The sequence below is a fragment of the Endozoicomonas arenosclerae genome (assembly GCF_001562015.1).
Lineage (GTDB): Bacteria > Pseudomonadota > Gammaproteobacteria > Pseudomonadales > Endozoicomonadaceae > Endozoicomonas_A > Endozoicomonas_A arenosclerae.
This window is the reverse complement of record NZ_LASA01000064.1, coordinates 1-16,945: the sequence shown is the minus strand read 5'-3', so window position 1 is coordinate 16,945 and position 16,945 is coordinate 1. Positions and strand designations below refer to the sequence as shown.

The following is a 16,945-nucleotide window of genomic DNA, read 5'->3' as shown; positions in this document are numbered from 1 at the left end:
ATAGGCTCTAAAGGATCATACTGTTAAGTTGGCGTCATTTCAGACACAATAAAACCCAGAAAATTCCCCGATTCACTCTCTTCAAGTGCAAGGCAATCCATGCAACGTTTAAGAAATAAACGGATTTTGCTCGGCGTGACAGGTGGCATTGCTGCCTACAAGAGTGCCGAGTTGATCCGCACACTGCGCAAACTGGATGCGGATGTTCGGGTAGTCATGACCAAGGCTGCCTGCGAATTCATCACGCCTCTGACGTTACAGGCTCTGTCTCATAACCCGGTCCACCTTGACCTTCTGGATGCCAAGGCAGAAGCCGGTATGGGTCATATTGAACTGGCTCGCTGGGCTGATGTGGTTCTGGTGGCACCGGCTACAGCTGACTTTATTGCTCGACTGACCAGTGGTCAGGCCGACGATCTGCTGACAACCCTGTGCCTGGCTACCAGTGCTCCTATCTGCCTGGCACCAGCCATGAATCAGGGCATGTGGCGCGACCAGACCACTCAACAGAATATTGAGCTTTTAAAAGAGCGCAGTGTTCGCATCTTTGGTCCTTCTGACGGCAGCCAGGCCTGTGGTGATGTTGGCCCGGGTAGAATGCTGGATCCTGAATTGATTGCCCGTCATACCGCTGAAATGTTTGTTCATGATCTGCTCAGTGGTCTGAATGTTCTGATTACTGCCGGACCTACTCAGGAAGCTCTGGATCCAGTGAGGTTCATCTCCAATCATAGCTCCGGAAAGATGGCTTTTGCCCTTGCCGCTGCGGCTATGGAAGCCGGTGCCTCTGTTAAGCTGGTCAGTGGTCCGGTTGCCCTGGAAACCCCTGACAGGGTTGATCGCATTGATGTCATCAGTGCCAGGGATATGCATCAGGCGGTTCAGGAAAATATTGAAGGTATTGATATCTTCATTGGTTGTGCAGCAGTCTGTGATTATCGTCCTATGGAAATCCAGAAAGACAAGATCAAGAAGAATCCTGACGATCCTTCTGAAACTCTGGAAATCAAGCTGGTCAAGAATCCCGATATAGTGTCATCGGTGGCAGATCTGGATGACAGACCCTTTGTCATAGGCTTCGCAGCGGAAACCCAGAATGTATTGGGTTATGCAGCCGACAAGTTACGCCGTAAAAAACTGAATCTGATAGTTGCCAATGACGTATCCAATGGTGAAATTGGCTTTAGTAGCGACAATAATGAAGTGACCGTGCTGGGTGAAGATTTTGAAGAGCCGATGCCCAGGGCTTCCAAGAAAGTGTTGTCGAGAAAGATTCTGAAAATTGTTGCGCGCCGTTTCCGCAAATGGAAAAGAGAGCAGGAAAACACTACGTTAGGTGAAGAATGAAAGCACTGAAAACCCGAATTCTTGATGCGCGTCTGGGCTCTGAATTTCCCCTGCCAGCCTATGCGACAGATGGTTCTGCGGGCATCGATCTTAGAGCTATGCTGGAAAAACCTCTGACACTGGAGCCTGGACAGACTGAACTGTTGCCTACCGGTATGGCTATTCATATCGAAGACTCTTCTCTGGCCGCTATGATCCTGCCTCGCTCGGGACTGGGCCACAAGCACGGTATTGTTCTGGGTAATCTGGTGGGTCTGATCGACTCTGACTATCAGGGCCAGCTAATGGTGTCCTGCTGGAACCGTGGTCATACCACCTTCACCATTGAGCCGGGCGAGCGTATTGCCCAGCTGGTGTTGGTGCCTGTAGTTCAGGCCAAACTGGATATTGTCGACAGTTTTGATGAGTCCGACCGTGGTGCAGGTGGCTTTGGCCATTCAGGTACTAAATAAAGCCTTTGTCTTTTTCAGAAGGGGGACTTCCCCTTCTGATAATGACTGCAAACTCTGGTTGTTTTCAGAGTGTTGTAGCCTCCTCTGCTCGAAGAATAGCGCCTCTGCCCCATAGCTCGTCTGGCACAATACAGACCATGATCACCGCAGAAACAGCGAAAACAATAGCTGATGTAATGGTTACAGCGGTCCAAACTGATAAATTGAGGACCTGGTTGAGCAGAGAGTATCCCTGATGATGGAAGTGCAGATAGTTCGGATACAGATCGCCCTCTATTGAACATCCGAAAGTATTGTCGGGTTTAAAGCCCACCAGCAAGCTTTTGGAAGCTTGATCCTCAACCATACAGATATTCCTCATCTGATCAGATATCCCCAACTGCGAATGGATCAAGCCAGTGTATTGACCACTGGGTAACAGGTAGTAGTGGTAGTCACCACGTAAAGCCCAAAACCTGTGGGTTGAATACGACTTTCTTCCATCAGAGTAGTGGCATGCAGAGAGTGAGCGGTAGGGGGTACCTTGAAATTCAATGACACCAGGATAAGGTTGTCCACTAGCATCATCCCGGTGGAGGCACAGGCTCTGGTTTTGGTTTAGTGGGTAAACATTTGAAGTAATGGGGTGCTTTTCATCCACCCACTTCCAGCCAGAAAGTATCAGCTCCTCTACCGAAGGGTCAGCAGCCTTTGCCCCATAAGTAAAGCCGACTAGAAACAGAGAAAACAATAAAGTTCTGAGGGTCATGGAAGTCCTGCCATTCTATGAAAATCTATAAGGTGTAACGGAGCTGGATTGGCGGTAAGCGAGAGGCACGCTGTGAACAGGCAAGGGCCAACATCGCCAGGGTCACGAGTTTGGTCGTGATTACAGAGAGGCCTAATAGGGTTGTGCTGATACTGGTACGGATAAAGTAAAGAGTGGAATAGTCGGTATAGTATTGGTCCGACTCACAGACCGTTTGGCCACCCACTAATTTGGTGAGGCCAGGAGTATATTTTCCGTATGAAGATGTATGCAGACACAGTTCCTGACCCAGATTGATTTCAGGCAGGTCGTCGGTAAAAAAATGGGCCCAACCAATGCTCAGGGGATTGTTTTCGAGTTTCATGAGAACCCAGAATGAAGCAACTCTCTGAGCCTGCATATTCAGAAAGTACAAACATACGGAGTGTTCTGAACCGGACCACTTCGGCTCAATGATTCTTCCTGGAAGCCAGGCTTCGCTGCTGTCGTCATAAGTCAGACAGAAGCTGGTTCCATCTTGAGTTCTGTCGGCATCTTTCGGGACTGGTTGGGTATGGCTTACCCATTTCCAATGTCCTGGTCGTTGGCCTTTTGGGTAATGCTCATTGATGGGTTGAATGGAGTGTGCCTGATCGTGAGGCATTACAGGAAGTCCAAATGCTTTGGCTATCAAAAGCGCTATCGAAAGCAAAACAACAATAATCGATCGAGGTAACATCCTGCGAACTCTTTCTCTGTCACTGTTCATGATTCTGTGAAAGAGTAGATCTTTATTTATGTTTTGCTTATTCGGATCTCAATGGTTTCCAGCATTCACTAGGACACAGTGATCTGCTAACCTGCATCGTCTCACAACACGATGAGCCACAAGAACGTTAAAAAACAGCCGGTTGATTGTGTTTTGACCGATGTGAGGAGGAGTGATGGAAAAAACAACCCAGCTGCCACTGCATGACCGGGCTCAGGTGCTCACTGAGGCTTTGCCTTACCTGCAGCGCTTTGCCGGTAAAACCATAGTGATCAAGTACGGCGGCAATGCCATGGAGAGTGAAGAGCTGAAAAATGCCTTTGCCCAGGGTGTTGTTATGCTGAAAGCGGTAGGCATCAATCCCGTTGTTGTTCATGGTGGCGGTCCTCAGATCGGATCCATGCTGGAGCGTCTGAATCTGGAAACCCGATTCATTCAGGGCATGAGAGTGACAGACTCAAGCACCATGGATGTGGTTCAAATGGTTCTGGGTGGCCTGGTCAATAAGGAAATTGTCACGCTTATTAATAACAATGGTGGTCGTGCTGTAGGTGTTACAGGTAAAGATGGTCGGTTCATTATGGCTCGTCGTCTGAAGGTGACCCACAAGACACCCGAGATGTCAGCGCCAGAAATCATTGATATTGGCCATGTAGGTGAAGTGGAATCCATCGATACCAGCATTGTCGAAATGCTGCAGAACTCCAACTTTATTCCGGTAGTAGCTCCCATTGGTGTGGATGAATCAGGTTTGTCGTATAACATCAATGCCGACTTGGTGGCGGGGCATCTTGCAGAAGCACTTAATGCTGAGAAGTTGCTCCTGTTGACCAATACTCCGGGGCTGCTCAGTAAAGAAGGTGAGCTGCTGACAGGGTTGGACTCAGCACAGGTCGAGAAACTGATTGCGGATGGCACTATCTACGGAGGCATGCTGCCCAAAATCCAGTGTGCACTGAGTGCCGTAAGCAATGGCGTTAATCGGGCGCATATCATTGATGGCCGAGTGCCTCATGCCCTGCTGCTTGAATTGCTGACCGATCAGGGGGTTGGTACGTTGATTACGGGTGGCCAAAAGCCTTGAGCCGGAAGTACAGCTCACCGAAAGAATTAAACATGGCAGAAAGCTTGAGTGGGCTTTCCTGTCATTACAGCCATGAGCTATGGACAATAGTTTAAGACGGTGTCGAGAAGTAATGGATAAAACCAGGAAAGTTTCCCGAAAGGATCAAATTCTGCAGGCACTGGCCCATATGCTGGAAAATGCCCCCGGAGAGCGAATCACTACGTCCTCTCTGGCCAAGGAAGTGGGGGTGTCAGAAGCGGCTCTGTATCGCCATTTTCCCAGCAAGGCCAAAATGTTTGAGGGGCTGATAGAGTTTATTGAAGATGCCCTGTTCTCTAGGGTTAATCTGATACTGGAAGAAGAGCAGAAAGCTTTGCAGCGATGTGGAAAAATTCTGATGCTGCTGCTGGGTTTCTGTGAGAAGAATCCGGGCCTGACCCGAATTCTCACTGGAGATGCTTTGGCCGGGGAACCGGATCGCCTTAGACAGAGAGTGGTTAAACTGTTTGACCGTTTGGAAACCCAGATCAAACAGGTTCTGAGAGATGCAGAACTGAATGAAGGCTTGAGACCACAGGCTACTCTCAACACGACAGCCAACATGCTTCTTTCTATTGCTGAAGGGCGTATTTGCCAGTATGTACGCAGCGAGTTCAAGCGAAAGCCAACCGAGCTGTGGTCCGCTCAGTGGGAAGTGCTTGAAACAGTTGTTTTTCGTTAAGGGATTGTGATCAGGGGCGATTCAGAGTGACTGAAGAGCCCTCCAGATACACCACCATCGAGCGGGTATCGGCTTCCAGGATCCTGCTCTGAATTTCTTCCGCTACCCGGCGCTTTTTGATTTTTCCACGACTGTCAGTGGTGGCTTTATGCTTCACCATAAACACCAGCAGTGTATTGTTCAGCGTCCATGTTCCGGTTTTTTCTACGAGTTTGCCTGTCAGAGGATCTTTACGTTTGGTGCTGAAGGTTCCGTTATTGTTCAGTGTCCAGTCGAGCCAGAAAGAATCCCGGCTTTGCCAGTCACCTGCCAGCAGGGTTTGAGTGATGTGCGGCTGTTCAACCACGCCATCCTGCAAATGTTTTTGTCTCAGCAAGTCTTCCAGTCGTTGTATGTCCGCATGAAATTCTAATCTGACCTGTTCCAGATCATTCTTCAGGTGGGCGATTCTCTGTTCGTTTAGATTCAGGCGATCTGTTTTGGTATTGATTTCATCGGACAGGACTTCAGGCACTTCTTTATTGGCTTTTTTCAGATTATCCGACTCTTGTCGCTTGCTGTTGAGAAGGTTCCTGATTCTCAGGCTGGTCCCCTGTAGCAGTTCAATCTGAATCTGCATCTCGGAGATTTTGCGTTGCAGGGCTGAGCGGGCCTCATCGGGTGTTGAGTAAAGACGCATTAACTCCCTGTCACGTTCCCTGCGACTCTGAATAGATTTCAGGCGTGCCTCTTCCTGGGCCAGAGCTGCTTGCTGATTAGCGTCTCGTTTTGCGGGAACAATCTGAATGACGCGGCCATGCTTATCAATGACTTCATAGCCTTTGTCAGCCTGACCAGAGGGTAAGGTAGTCGCGATGACCGGATTACCCTGACTGTTGATATAGCGATAGAGATTCTGCGCCATGACTGGCGCAGAAAGTGTTAAAGCCGTTAAGCAAACGGCCAAAAGCCGAAAATGCAGCTTACTCTGGAACTTGAAGATCGTTGTAGAGCCGGAGGCAGCTGCATTTTTAGAGTTAAAATCAGTGAGGAGTTTCATGAGACTCCATAGCGTTCCCTATATTCCCTGATGGCAGGAGCATATTTTTTTATGTCGTTATTGCCCTCAGCATACGACAAAAGGTCATTGAGTGTCACAATGCTGATCACAGGAATGTTAAAATCTCTTTCGACTTCCTGAATAGCAGACAATTCTCCCTTGCCTTTTTCCTGTCGGTCCAGGGCAATCATGACCCCAGCCGGGCTGGCCGGACTCTGATCAATGATCTCCATAACTTCTCGAACAGCTGTTCCAGCTGTAATCACATCATCAACAATGATGGCGCGACCTTCCAGCGGGGCACCTACAATATTGCCGCCTTCACCATGATCTTTGACTTCCTTGCGGTTGAAGCACCAGGGGGTATTCAGGCTGTGATGCTCGGACAGGGCAACGGCGGTGGCGGTGGCCAGAGGGATGCCCTTATAGGCAGGGCCAAACAGGATATCGTACTCAATACCGGCATTCACCAGAGCGTGGGCATAGAACTGCCCCATTTTGCTGATGGCTTCGCCTGTGTTGAAAAGACCCGCGTTAAAGAAGTATGGAGATTTCCTGCCGGATTTGAGGGTGAACTCACCGAAACGAATCACCTGTTCTTTTAAGGCGAAGTCCAGAAATTCTCTCTGATAGTCGAGCATGATGTATCAAATGCCTGTTCATGGGGATGTAGCGCTATTTTACAATGAAAAGCGGGTTCTTTCAGGTTCTGTGTATACTCGAATGCTTTGGGTTGAACTTTATCCCCGTTCATGCGGGCTTCCTGCCAGAGTAGAATTTGAGCGGCTGGAGCTACCATCATTGTCAGTATGAATGGTTCCGGTGCCTTGAAGAAAATCGAATAGAAATACTCTTTACGACTTTTGTCTTATAATTGTTGGTGTGAGAATTCTGATAGAAAGTTCAATGAACTATTCGGGCTTTATCTTATTTGGAAAATACTTTTGCCAAGTAACCATCGGGGCAGCTATTCTCCGGAATGGTTAATTTAAATGAGAAAAAACCAAAAGCAGCCATGAGCGAAGAAAATAATCTTTTGAACACTGATGGCACTATCCTGCTGTGATGTTTTGAGAAATGGGGGTCGCATTTATGCGGATAAACATATCGGCGACAACCCTGTATCATTCGTCAGTTAAAATTCCCTCTTTTCCTGTACTCTGTGTAATTGAACTTTTTACTGTGGAAATGTCGCCCAATTAACTATTCAGTCATTTCCATGGTTTAACCAGGGCGGTTTTGCTGATCCGGATTCCGGAAAGCAATGTTCTGGTTTGGAGAACAGCTTGTGGCTTTGCGCATCAAGTTGTCTCCCAAGTCATTGGTGTGAGGCAGATGCAGGATTAAGCCTGTTTTGACGGCGGTCGATTTTGGTCGACAGTCCAATCAGGTATTTTGCTTTATGCCGGGCCAGATCTGGTCCAGGCAAGGTGTAGTCAATAATGAGAGTTATCAGCTTTAATTGCGAAGGCATAAAAAACGCGCGTGAAAAAGGCCTGTTTGACTGGTTAATGGACCAGGATGCCGATCTTATCTGTTTGCAGGATATCCGTGAGGATGAATTTGCAATGGAGGAAGACCAGTATCAGCTCGATGGATATTTCTGTTACGCCTATGGTGGCTACGACAGAAAAGATCGTGGTGGTGTAGCCATTTATACTCGCCAGGCGCCAAAGGCTATTATCAGTGGTCTCGGTTTTCCTGAGGCTGATGAAACAGGCCGTTACATCCAGGCTGACTTTGACAAGATCAGTATTGCCAGTATGTATGTTCCTGAAGGCAATGATTCTGCCAGCCAGAACTTTAAATACCGTTTTCTGGACAACTATTCTCACCACCTGAACAAGCAGCGTCGCAAGCGTCGTGAGTTCATCATGGCAGGTACCTGGAACATTGCTCATCGTAAAATCGATGTGGCTAACTGGCGCGACTCTGAAGAGATTTCCGGTTTTCAGCCAGCTGAACGCGGCTGGATGGAAGGGCTTCTGGGAGATATGGGCTTCTTTGATGCCTACCGTGAAGTAGATCGTGAGTCAGGCAAATACAGCTGGTGGCAGGATGAGTTCCTGCGTCATGACAATCTGGGCATGCGTATCGACTACCAGATTATTACGGCAGGTATGCGTCACCGTGTTCTGAACGGTGGTATCTACAAGAATCAGGTTCTCTCTAACCACGCCCCGGTCATTATTGACTTTGATTGGGAACTGGAGAGCTGATCAGTAAGCTTTCGCTGAAAATGATTTCATCCTGGTGGGTGAAATCATTTTTAGAGTCTGATATCCCCCCCATTGACCGTCAATCCTTTCATCACGCTCTCAAATCTATTCATTTTTTTCTGGCCAGATGCTCGGTGTAGCCGTCAGGTATCGATTGAATTCCAGGGCAAAAAGCGTGGGCAGATCCATATAGCTGATGGGTTGTTCTTCCTTCGAAGCCTCATACATGTCATTGAGCAATTGTTGTGTCGCTTCTGCATCCAGTACAGAAAATGCATCCAGAAAGGCTTCTTTAGGCAGGGTTAGTGTTAATGGCAGGGCCAAAGAATAGTAAGCATCTTCGGCGGACTTACTGGCTAATGGACGGACAAATTGAATAGTTCTTCCCATTAACTGCTTTTGACGAACTGCAGCTTCTCCTTCTGAAAGATTTCCGATCAACTCTCTGGTGGGCTTATGAAGCTCCTTATGCAGAACAGCACTCCAGTCTTCAGAAGGGTTCAGAAGCTCGAATAGTCCGGAGTCAGCATTAAACCTAATACCTTGGCTGGCAAGGCGGTGTTCTATTTCTTCTTTCGATAAGTCGGGATTCCACTGAGGGGACTCTGACGATTTCAAAGTGACAAGCCATTGCCGGTCTGATCCGGTTGAGTCGCCACAATAAAGCTCATAACTGTGGATCAGCTCTTTAGTCTCTTTCGTTTTCTTATCAATGTGTTGGCTTTTCTGACTCTTTAAAACGGTGTTGAGGCACTCCGCCCGGCCTGCACGATCTCTTTTTGCACCGGCTAACAAAAAGCTGGCAGGTATGCGAGGGTCTTCCCCATCGACTTTTCGGCCTAAAACGGCCAGCATTCTGGCTTTGTCGTCTCTTGCTATATCCACAACCTTGAAGGGCTTTCCTGCCTTCACTGCTTTTTTAATCATATTCTCAATGTCTGAAGCTCTGGACAGGGAGGTGTCGTAAACAATGGTGCCCATCCCTTGTCTGTCAATTAGGCCGTCAAAGAGATTGAATGCCATATTGGAACCCTGAAGGTGGACTGTGCCGTGGGAAAGTGGCATGGCTTTTCGCATGATATGTTTGGCGCTGTCAGGGGCAACACTCCCGGAGAACAGGGGTTTGGCATCTTCATCTTGGCCGAAAGCCTCCTTGCCATGGGATGTTTTGCCGGCTCCAAACCCGCCTTTGTAGGCAACGATCTGATCTTCCTGATGTCTGGACGATAGTTTTCGGGCAGCAACAAAGGCCGTTTCAACATATTTCAGAAACGCGGCCTGGGCTTCAGGTATCCAGCTGGTATGCTTTTCTATCCAGGGCCAGAATTCAGGATCGGAAAGCGTCAGGGCTTTTTCACCTGGGGATTGCTGAGTGTAAGCCTCCCATGACTCTATACCGGCTCCGGACTTTTCACTGGCCAAAAGGATGATGGAGCGCATGGCAAAGCTGTGGGGAGAGAGTTCTTTTCGATGAGCCGGATTATTCTCAGCGGCTTTCAATGCGGACAGCAGCTTGCTCAGTATCTCAGGTTCGGCATCGGAGTATATGGCTGCAATACTGTTTATATTGTCCAGCAGCCAGTCAGCCATACGTTCTATCTGTTCAAGTTGAGCCTGTCCCCTGCCACTGAGAAACAGGCGACTATCAAATGAATCACCCAGAATTTTCCGGGTTTCGGCCAGTAGATGTTCCAGCTGCTCTTCTGGGTCCAGAGGAAAAGTATCGTCCAGGGCGGAAGTACTGTTGCTGGCCAGAGTGCCAATACCAGAGTCACTGTTTTCAGTGATAGTGGATTGAATCTCATGATCTGACAGCTTTTTGTAATCCCTGGAGCTGTCTGGTGTTGGCAGCAATTTGCCAGTTTTTACGGGTGATAACGGGCCCATAGGCGTTTTAACCCTTTTCGGGCTATCCGTCTCTGAGCTTTTACGATTCTTCCCGCTTGGTGACGCTGGGCTCTGATCAATGCCATCCATGCAAGCAGCCTCCTTCCTTCCATTGATTTCGGCTGAATACCTTCCTGTTGAATCCTGAAATCAGGGTTTGGTTTTTTTTCTCTGAAAAAGCCATGAGCAGTTCATACAGAGGAGGCTGGCAACGGTTCTCTATACTCAGAACAAGAGTGGACAAGGACCGTTATGATGGATAGCAGACCCATAAAGCCGGGTAATAACGAGCAGGTACATAACCCCCTGCCAGAACCTGTTCAAAAGGAAGATGGAAGTCATAACTTTCGGGACGTAAGAACAACGGAACAAGCCAATCAAATGCCTCCGGCCGTCAAAAAGTCACCCCCTCCACCAAAACCCCGTAAGGCCAGTCATATCAGGGCAATGACTCTGTTGCTCAAACAGGCTCCACTTGAAGATGGTGCCAAGGGGGTGCAAAGAGTAAAGGATATTGCCAATCGTTCAGAAGTGGACTTACTCAGATTGTTTATTGATGGAAGGTTGCTGAGAAGAGAGCAGGGTGCTTCCAACTATGAGAAAAGAGAGCCTGGTTGTGTCACTAAAATGTCCAGTGCTCTGGCAATGCTGGTCTCTCATGCTGAGCAAGGCGGTTTACCAAATGCCAAGGAGGTTGCCAGGGTCCTTCATCAAATAGTCATGGGTGACAGCTATCTACAGAATGCCCGGGTTAAGGTCAGGCGTCAGGGTGGAAAGTTTGATACCGTGGGGGTCTCATTCCCTGTCGTTGAGGAAAACCTTATTCACACAGGTAAGGGGCTTCGTCAGGCTGAAGGATACAGGACAGAGTTTGAAAGGATTGTTGGAGAGATTCAGGAACCTTTATTCTTCATTCGCCATCGTGATGCTTCCACTGGAGTCAGAACCGATATTCCTGTAGGAGGTGATATTCTTGAATACCTGCTGGATACAAGTGAGCTTCGGAATGTGATCGCAGCATCCGGTCCCATGAAATATCAGGAAAATGTGAGAGCTTTACTGCTGGATCGTTTACAAAATCTGGTTCCTGCCGTCATTCAGGACGAAGAAAGCGCAAGGTTGATGTGTGAGGCTCTTGAGCAGGATGGGCATAAAAGTATTCAGATACAGTCGGTACCTGCTACCTATATCGAAGAGTTGCTTGAGTATGTGCTGGATGAATTTGAAAACTCACTGCAGGAAGCTGAGACCAACGAAGATATCTATAAGGCTATTGCCTGGATGTTACCCAGATACATGCAAATACACCCGTTTCCGGATGCCAATCTCAGAACGGCCATGTTGCTTGCGAATAACGCGCTGATTCGTTTTGGATTGCCTCCACTGGTCATGGAAGACCCCAATATTGTGCAGCTCTATGATGAAGAAACACTGGAAAAAGAGCTACAGGCTGGCAGTCAGAATTGTCTTTATCTGGCCAGGGAAGGAGCGTTACATGGGTATGCGTTTCCAGAGCATGATTCTGACGAAGTGAGAAGAAACATGAGTTATCTGGAGCCCTTGCTGGTAGCTTTGAACAATACAGATAGCTAAGGAACCAGGCCAGCAGGCTGGCCTGGACATAACTTTTTACTCTGCCAGAGCTTCTTTCTGAAGCTTAACCAGATCATCAATACCGGCTTTGGCAAGTGCCAGCATGGCCATCATTTCATTCTGACTGAATGGCGCAGCTTCAGCCGTACCCTGAATCTCAATGAAACCACCCTCTTCTGTCATGACAACATTCATGTCAGTTTCAGCATTGGAATCTTCCGGGTAATCCAGATCCAGAACCGGACTGCCCTGATAGATACCCACAGAAACAGAGCCGATCAGCTGCAGGAAAGGATCCGTTTTGATGATCTTTTTTCTCTGCATATAACGGATAGCATCGACCAGTGCCACACAAGCACCTGTGATAGAAGCCGTACGAGTACCACCGTCAGCCTGGATAACATCACAGTCAATGGTGATGGTGTTCTCGCCCAGTTTTTTCAGATCAACAGCTGCCCGCAGGGAGCGACCAATAAGGCGCTGGATCTCCAGAGTACGTCCACCCTGTTTGCCTCTGGCTGCTTCACGACCCATACGGTCTGTGGTTGAACGAGGCAACATGCCGTACTCGGCAGTGACCCAGCCCTGTCCGGAACCTTTAAGAAAGCGGGGAACTGACTTGTCGACGGATGCCGTGCAGATCACCTTGGTGTTGCCAAATTCAACCAGCACTGATCCTTCGGCGTGCATGGTGTACTCACGAGTAATTTTGATGTCGCGTAACTGATCTGCAGTTCTTCCGCTAGGACGCCGCATGGTCTTACCTTCTACCGCCGGGGATATTAAAAGCGGAATTATAACCAAGGCAGGCTGCAGGCACTATGTTTACTGTAAAAATGCAGCAATTACTGGTCTGGACTTTGAGTTGGGGCGTTTTTCGGGTTTGTGTGATGATCAGAATCGTACAGCCATCAATCCAAACTTGATACTGCTTGCTGTTAATGTATCCTTGCAGCACCAGATCAAACATCTACTTTGAAAAAGACAGGGTGATCACAGAAGACTGGCTCAGGCTTGGTCAGTTTCAATGTTTCGCTCCTGATCTGGTTAATCAAAAACCTGACATCTTCCATGGTTGCCTTACATTCAGGCAGCGACTTTCCGGACAGTACAACAGTTCAGCCATTTCCGGCCGAGGAACCTGTGATTTCTGTACTGTCTGAGTGAGAAAATGAAAGGCAATTACTGCCTTAAAAAGCTCCTGCAGGTTGTGAAGCCTTGATTCTGTTTCTATAGCCAAGAAAAGCTGTACGATGGTTTAAGGTTCTTACTCTCACAAAAGTGATTGAACTATCCATGCTTGATAGTGATCGGAGCTTATTGTGGAACGCAGCATGATGCATAGGACATAAGCCATTGTCTGCACATGGCTGCTGGTACTTCTCAGTTTGATTGTTTCAATAGGGAAACTTATGACTTCCAGTATGACTGCATTTGCCCGTACTCAGGTCCAGGAGGACTGGGGCAGCCTGGTGTGGGAAATTCGCTCAGTCAATCATCGTTATCTGGAGCCCCATTTTCGTTTACCAGAAGCTGTCAGGGAAGTAGAGCCCGCCTTGCGGGAAGCTTTGAGAAAGCATCTGCATCGAGGCAAAGTGGAATGCTCTCTGAAATTGCAGCTGGCCGAGGGGCAAAAGCACCTGAGTGTTAACGAATCTTCTCTGGAAGCCCTGCAGTCCGTTGTGAACAAAGTTGAGACTTACTTCATCAACGCTTCCGGTGTAAATCCTCTGGAGGTTTTGCAATGGCCTGGCATCATGAATAATGAAGAGGCCAATCTGGCTCCTGTTCATGCTGCAGCTATCAAGGCTTTTGAAATGGCTTTGGTACAACTGTCAGATGCTCGCCGCAGAGAAGGTGCTGAGCTTGAGAAGTTTATCCTCCTAAGGCTGGAAGGTATCAGCGAAGAAGTTGATAACATACGCTCCATTCTGCCTGATCTACTGGAGTCCCAGCGGCAGAAGCTCCTTGATCGTCTGGAAGAAGCCAGGGCTGAACTGGATCCGGATCGTCTGGAGCAGGAACTGGTGATTCTCGCCCAAAAAATGGATGTTGATGAAGAGCTGGATCGTTTGTCCACTCATGTCGCTGAAGTAAAACACACTCTGGGCAAAAAAGGGGCCATTGGCCGTCGTCTCGATTTCCTGATGCAGGAGCTCAATCGGGAAGCCAATACGTTGTCCTCAAAATCCATTAACGCAGGTCTGACACAAAGTGCCGTTAACCTTAAGGTACTGATTGAGCAGATGCGTGAACAGATCCAAAATTTAGAATAATTCCCCGGCAGCCCTCATGCCGTTTGGAGATATCATGGCAATTAAAGGCAAACTCTATATCATCGCAGCCCCCTCGGGAGCCGGTAAAACCAGTCTGGTGAAGGCTATGGTGCAGTCGACTCCTCATGTGAAGGTATCGGTTTCCCATACCACACGCCCGATTCGTCCCGGAGAAACGGACGGTGTGAATTATCATTTTACCAGCAAGGAAATCTTTCTGGAGTTGATGAGCAGAGGCCAGTTTCTGGAGCACGCTGAAGTGTTTGGGAACTACTACGGCACTTCCGAAGCCTGGGTTCGTGAACAGCTGGATACCGGTGAAGATGTTATTCTGGAAATTGACTGGCAGGGCGCCCAGCAAGTTCGCAAACTGATGCCGGAAGCTGTCAGCATCTTTATTCTGCCTCCTTCCAAGGAAGCACTGCGCGAACGTTTGATTGGTCGCGGTACCGACGATATGGCAGTGATCGACCGTCGTATGAATCAAGCCGTTGATGAGATGTCTCATTATGCTGAATTTGACTATCTGGTGATTAACGATGAGTTTGATCTGGCTCTGCGTGACCTGCAGACCATTATTAGAAGTCGTCGTTTATCCATTGGCTGGATGCAGCACTACAAATCTGATCTGGTTGAAGGTTTGTTGAACTGATTATCACACCCTGATGTATACAGGCGGCAAGACATCTAATGTTCTTGCCGTTTTTATATGCACCATAAACAGTTCCGATAGGTGTCGCTGAAGAAAAACGTTAACCTCCCTCCCCTGTTAAAGAAATATTCCTGATTTCGTGACGAGAAAAGACCTCTGTGCTTGTTTTTAAATGTGCCCGCTGTAAGAAAAAGCTCTGGAAATACCTGAAGATAGGTAAAGGAAGTGTGGTGCGTATCCATAAAAGTCGTATCTCAAAACATTACATGGATTTGAATCTGGAGGGTCTGGATATGGATGAGAAGATCTTCTGTACCTGTGGTCAGCCACTGGGCAACAATAAAGGCAGCTTTATCAGTGTGGCCAAAAACAGTTTGGTCAGTTCAGGAAGCAAGGAAAACAAACGCTGAGTCGATGATGTCCTTCCTGTAGCTGATGATGAACTATAATTCACATCCCTTTTTAACGGGATGTAAGAATGAAGTACTTTCTGCAGCCTGTCTTTTTTTCTCTTTTTCTTATCCACTCTCTGGTGGCTGTTACCGTTTATGCCGATGGTGACCGTGTACTGGTTGTGAATTCTTCTGTTCCATTAATACCAGAAAAAGCCGATCGCTTTGCAATACCGCTGGAGGCCAGTGTTGGCGGTGGTGGCTTTGATCAGTACCCGGGAGACGGATATGGTCGAGGTGGAGGTAGAAGTCCATTGCCGATTATTACGCTGATGTTGAGAAGCTCTTCCGGAAAACTGAACCTGAAGGGAAGTGGCAGCGATCAGTCTCCCAGCCAACAGGGCTCAGGGCAAAGGCGTCAGTCAGATGGAGGGGCTATTGGATGGGGCCGTTCAGGAGAAGGTTTGCCACCGGATGATGGCTGGGATGAAGAAAAACAGTTGAAGGAGTTTGAAAGTTTACTGGCTCAGCTTGATAAAGAGATGGCGAACCTGATCGGAGAAGTGGTTTTACTCTCAGACCTTGATGAAACTTTATTGCCAGCTAACCCGGTCAAAAGAGAGTTAACGAAGCGATTAAGGGAAATGTTTGCAGCCTTTGTGAATAAATGGCGTGACCAGGGAAAGCTGAGACTGGTGGTAGTGACAGGTGCCATTATTGGTCATGATGAATGGCGATATTTTGCTGATCATCAATTGCCGGAGCCTGACTATCTGATTTCACTGGGCAGTGGTGCCAGAGCCTGGAATGCTGCCGTGAATGTGATGGCTCGTCCGGGGACGGGGTTTCATAGTGCCCTTATGCCTGCAGCCAGCTTGCTGCCAGACAACCTGCATATCAGAGCAGATGGCTTTCATTTTGATCGATACGTTGGCTACACAGCCGGTCTGACGAGTCAGTTGGCACGGCTCTTCGCCGCACAGTTTGTTTCGATCACCAATGTCCAGAATACTGAACCTGGTCCCATTTTTAACCTCACTGTTGGCGCTGACATGGATCTTAATAATAAAGAAACCAGGGATTTTCTGAGGCAGGCAGCGTTTAATCTTTTTGGTGCTATTGCCAAGATCCGATTCAACCCCGAAAAACATGAAATGATCCTCTCATTGCCTATGACCAAGGGAGAGTGGGTTAGCAGGCTGGCAAGAGCTCTGGGGCTTAAAGGAGCTACTATCATGGCGGCTGGTGACAGTGAGATTGATAAGGACATGCTGACACCCAGGCCAGGCAGCCATTTCTCGGTCCATACAGCCATTGTTGTAGGCAATGCAGGCCGTGGCTTTAAGGCTCAAATGAGAGGCAGTCCTGGAGTTGTGATGAGCACCTTCAGTTGTATTCTCGGGGTAGCACAAGGCTTTTTGAGTGGACTAAGGCAGATCGTACTGGAGCAGGCAATGAATGCGGTTGAAGTATGAGGAGTTCGGTTAATTCCTGCTTTGGATTGTCACAAGGGTAACGAATTTGACCACTGATCTTTTGCATTTTATCTGAACTCTACTAGGGAACCTGCGAATAACCTCTAATTTACTTCCCTTCTTGAATCGAGTTCGAAGTAGGACTGAAATCAGAGGTCTCAACCCCTTATTTGTATGATATTTAGCCACTTTCGTGACTTCAGGGCGGACTAACCCTGTGCCCGGATCATTTGATCCAGTCGAACAATATTCGCCAGGGCAAATAAAGTAGACAGTTTATTGTCATTCTTCTTCAAACCTCGATACCTGGCTTTTATAAATCCAAATTGA

Annotated in this window: 16 protein-coding genes and 1 pseudogene; 10 read left to right on the top strand and 7 right to left on the bottom strand. The window is 48.0% G+C overall.

From position 1 onward, the window contains the following. Positions 1–99 precede the first annotated feature (99 nt). Together coaBC and dut are read left to right on the top strand one after the other, a co-directional pair. Positions 100–1,347: a bifunctional phosphopantothenoylcysteine decarboxylase/phosphopantothenate--cysteine ligase CoaBC gene (gene coaBC / locus WG89_RS09105; RefSeq protein WP_062264551.1), complete on the top strand. Its 1,248-nt coding sequence runs from the start codon at positions 100–102 to the stop codon at positions 1,345–1,347. Continuing rightward, the gene (gene dut / locus WG89_RS09100) at positions 1,344–1,799 is read left to right on the top strand and encodes a dUTP diphosphatase (RefSeq protein ID WP_062264548.1); all 456 of its coding nucleotides are present in this window, start codon (positions 1,344–1,346) and stop codon (positions 1,797–1,799) included. The genes coaBC and dut overlap by 4 nt, the downstream gene beginning before the upstream one ends. 64 nt (positions 1,800–1,863) lie before the next feature. On the opposite strand, the gene WG89_RS09095 is transcribed toward dut, so the two are convergent. Both WG89_RS09095 and WG89_RS09090 read right to left on the bottom strand, forming a co-directional pair. Then, entirely contained in the window at positions 1,864–2,547 is a 684-nt protein-coding gene (locus tag WG89_RS09095) for a hypothetical protein (RefSeq protein WP_062264545.1), read from the bottom strand. Between the two features lie 25 nt (positions 2,548–2,572). Next, complete coding sequence (locus WG89_RS09090; RefSeq protein WP_153301498.1) at positions 2,573–3,265, bottom strand: hypothetical protein; 693 nt, start codon at positions 3,263–3,265, stop codon at positions 2,573–2,575. Between the two features lie 205 nt (positions 3,266–3,470). Here WG89_RS09090 and argB point away from each other — a divergent pair, with 205 nt between their 5' ends. Together argB and slmA are read left to right on the top strand one after the other, a co-directional pair. Next, positions 3,471–4,379 carry an acetylglutamate kinase gene (gene argB / locus WG89_RS09085; RefSeq protein ID WP_062264538.1) on the top strand — a complete coding sequence of 303 codons (909 nt, stop codon included), beginning with the start codon at positions 3,471–3,473 and terminating at the stop codon, positions 4,377–4,379. A 112-nt stretch (positions 4,380–4,491) separates the two neighbouring features. Further along, positions 4,492–5,082 carry a nucleoid occlusion factor SlmA gene (gene slmA / locus WG89_RS09080; RefSeq protein WP_062264535.1) on the top strand — a complete coding sequence of 197 codons (591 nt, stop codon included), beginning with the start codon at positions 4,492–4,494 and terminating at the stop codon, positions 5,080–5,082. 10 nt (positions 5,083–5,092) lie between these two features. Here the strand turns inward: slmA and WG89_RS09075 are convergent, their stop codons facing one another. Next, a complete protein-coding gene (locus WG89_RS09075) occupies positions 5,093–6,121 on the bottom strand; it encodes a hypothetical protein (RefSeq protein ID WP_062264532.1) in 1,029 nt (342 codons plus the stop codon). After that, positions 6,118–6,762 (bottom strand): orotate phosphoribosyltransferase, encoded by a 645-nt coding sequence (gene pyrE, locus WG89_RS09070; protein WP_062264529.1) that lies wholly within the window; start codon positions 6,760–6,762, stop codon positions 6,118–6,120. The genes WG89_RS09075 and pyrE overlap by 4 nt, the downstream gene beginning before the upstream one ends. 801 nt (positions 6,763–7,563) lie before the next feature. Here pyrE and WG89_RS09065 point away from each other — a divergent pair. Then, positions 7,564–8,340 carry an exodeoxyribonuclease III gene (locus WG89_RS09065; RefSeq protein WP_062264526.1) on the top strand — a complete coding sequence of 259 codons (777 nt, stop codon included), beginning with the start codon at positions 7,564–7,566 and terminating at the stop codon, positions 8,338–8,340. 105 nt (positions 8,341–8,445) lie between these two features. On the opposite strand, the gene WG89_RS09060 is transcribed toward WG89_RS09065, so the two are convergent. Continuing rightward, positions 8,446–10,317 carry a hypothetical protein gene (locus WG89_RS09060; protein WP_062264523.1) on the bottom strand — a complete coding sequence of 624 codons (1,872 nt, stop codon included), beginning with the start codon at positions 10,315–10,317 and terminating at the stop codon, positions 8,446–8,448. Between the two features lie 162 nt (positions 10,318–10,479). Between WG89_RS09060 and WG89_RS09055 the strand changes: the two genes are divergently transcribed. Continuing rightward, positions 10,480–11,820, top strand: a complete 1,341-nt coding sequence (locus WG89_RS09055) for a Fic family protein (RefSeq protein WP_079253741.1) — start codon at positions 10,480–10,482, stop codon at positions 11,818–11,820. A gap of 36 nt (positions 11,821–11,856) precedes the next feature. On the opposite strand, the gene rph is transcribed toward WG89_RS09055, so the two are convergent. After that, positions 11,857–12,576, bottom strand: coding sequence for a ribonuclease PH (rph, locus tag WG89_RS09050; RefSeq protein WP_062264517.1), 720 nt, complete (start codon positions 12,574–12,576; stop codon positions 11,857–11,859). A gap of 656 nt (positions 12,577–13,232) precedes the next feature. On the opposite strand from rph, the gene WG89_RS09040 reads away from it, so the two are divergent. The 4 genes from WG89_RS09040 (at position 13,233) to WG89_RS09025 (ending at position 16,615) form a co-directional block, all read left to right on the top strand. After that, positions 13,233–14,096 carry a YicC/YloC family endoribonuclease gene (locus tag WG89_RS09040; protein WP_062264511.1) on the top strand — a complete coding sequence of 288 codons (864 nt, stop codon included), beginning with the start codon at positions 13,233–13,235 and terminating at the stop codon, positions 14,094–14,096. Between the two features lie 34 nt (positions 14,097–14,130). Further along, positions 14,131–14,748 (top strand): guanylate kinase, encoded by a 618-nt coding sequence (gene gmk / locus WG89_RS09035; protein ID WP_062264602.1) that lies wholly within the window; start codon positions 14,131–14,133, stop codon positions 14,746–14,748. Positions 14,749–14,906: 158 nt separating this feature from the next. Further along, positions 14,907–15,158: a hypothetical protein gene (locus WG89_RS09030; protein ID WP_062264509.1), complete on the top strand. Its 252-nt coding sequence runs from the start codon at positions 14,907–14,909 to the stop codon at positions 15,156–15,158. Between the two features lie 68 nt (positions 15,159–15,226). Then, the gene (locus WG89_RS09025) at positions 15,227–16,615 is read left to right on the top strand and encodes an HAD hydrolase family protein (RefSeq protein ID WP_062264505.1); all 1,389 of its coding nucleotides are present in this window, start codon (positions 15,227–15,229) and stop codon (positions 16,613–16,615) included. A 209-nt stretch (positions 16,616–16,824) separates the two neighbouring features. Here the strand turns inward: WG89_RS09025 and WG89_RS32030 are convergent. Beyond that, positions 16,825–16,945: pseudogene (locus WG89_RS32030) on the bottom strand (IS5/IS1182 family transposase); the annotation flags it as partial.

Coding starts and splice junctions, on each gene's coding strand:
- argB (WP_062264538.1), top strand. CDS start 3,471: ATGGAAAAAACAACCCAGCTGCCACTGCATGACCGGGCTCAGGTGCTC.
- rph (WP_062264517.1), bottom strand. CDS start 12,576: ATGCGGCGTCCTAGCGGAAGAACTGCAGATCAGTTACGCGACATCAAA.
- WG89_RS09090 (WP_153301498.1), bottom strand. CDS start 3,265: ATGTTACCTCGATCGATTATTGTTGTTTTGCTTTCGATAGCGCTTTTG.
- WG89_RS09060 (WP_062264523.1), bottom strand. CDS start 10,317: ATGGATGGCATTGATCAGAGCCCAGCGTCACCAAGCGGGAAGAATCGT.
- WG89_RS09055 (WP_079253741.1), top strand. CDS start 10,480: ATGATGGATAGCAGACCCATAAAGCCGGGTAATAACGAGCAGGTACAT.
- WG89_RS09095 (WP_062264545.1), bottom strand. CDS start 2,547: ATGACCCTCAGAACTTTATTGTTTTCTCTGTTTCTAGTCGGCTTTACT.
- WG89_RS09040 (WP_062264511.1), top strand. CDS start 13,233: ATGACTTCCAGTATGACTGCATTTGCCCGTACTCAGGTCCAGGAGGAC.
- dut (WP_062264548.1), top strand. CDS start 1,344: ATGAAAGCACTGAAAACCCGAATTCTTGATGCGCGTCTGGGCTCTGAA.
- gmk (WP_062264602.1), top strand. CDS start 14,131: ATGGCAATTAAAGGCAAACTCTATATCATCGCAGCCCCCTCGGGAGCC.
- pyrE (WP_062264529.1), bottom strand. CDS start 6,762: ATGCTCGACTATCAGAGAGAATTTCTGGACTTCGCCTTAAAAGAACAG.
- WG89_RS09025 (WP_062264505.1), top strand. CDS start 15,227: ATGAAGTACTTTCTGCAGCCTGTCTTTTTTTCTCTTTTTCTTATCCAC.
- WG89_RS09075 (WP_062264532.1), bottom strand. CDS start 6,121: ATGAAACTCCTCACTGATTTTAACTCTAAAAATGCAGCTGCCTCCGGC.
- slmA (WP_062264535.1), top strand. CDS start 4,492: ATGGATAAAACCAGGAAAGTTTCCCGAAAGGATCAAATTCTGCAGGCA.
- WG89_RS09065 (WP_062264526.1), top strand. CDS start 7,564: ATGAGAGTTATCAGCTTTAATTGCGAAGGCATAAAAAACGCGCGTGAA.
- coaBC (WP_062264551.1), top strand. CDS start 100: ATGCAACGTTTAAGAAATAAACGGATTTTGCTCGGCGTGACAGGTGGC.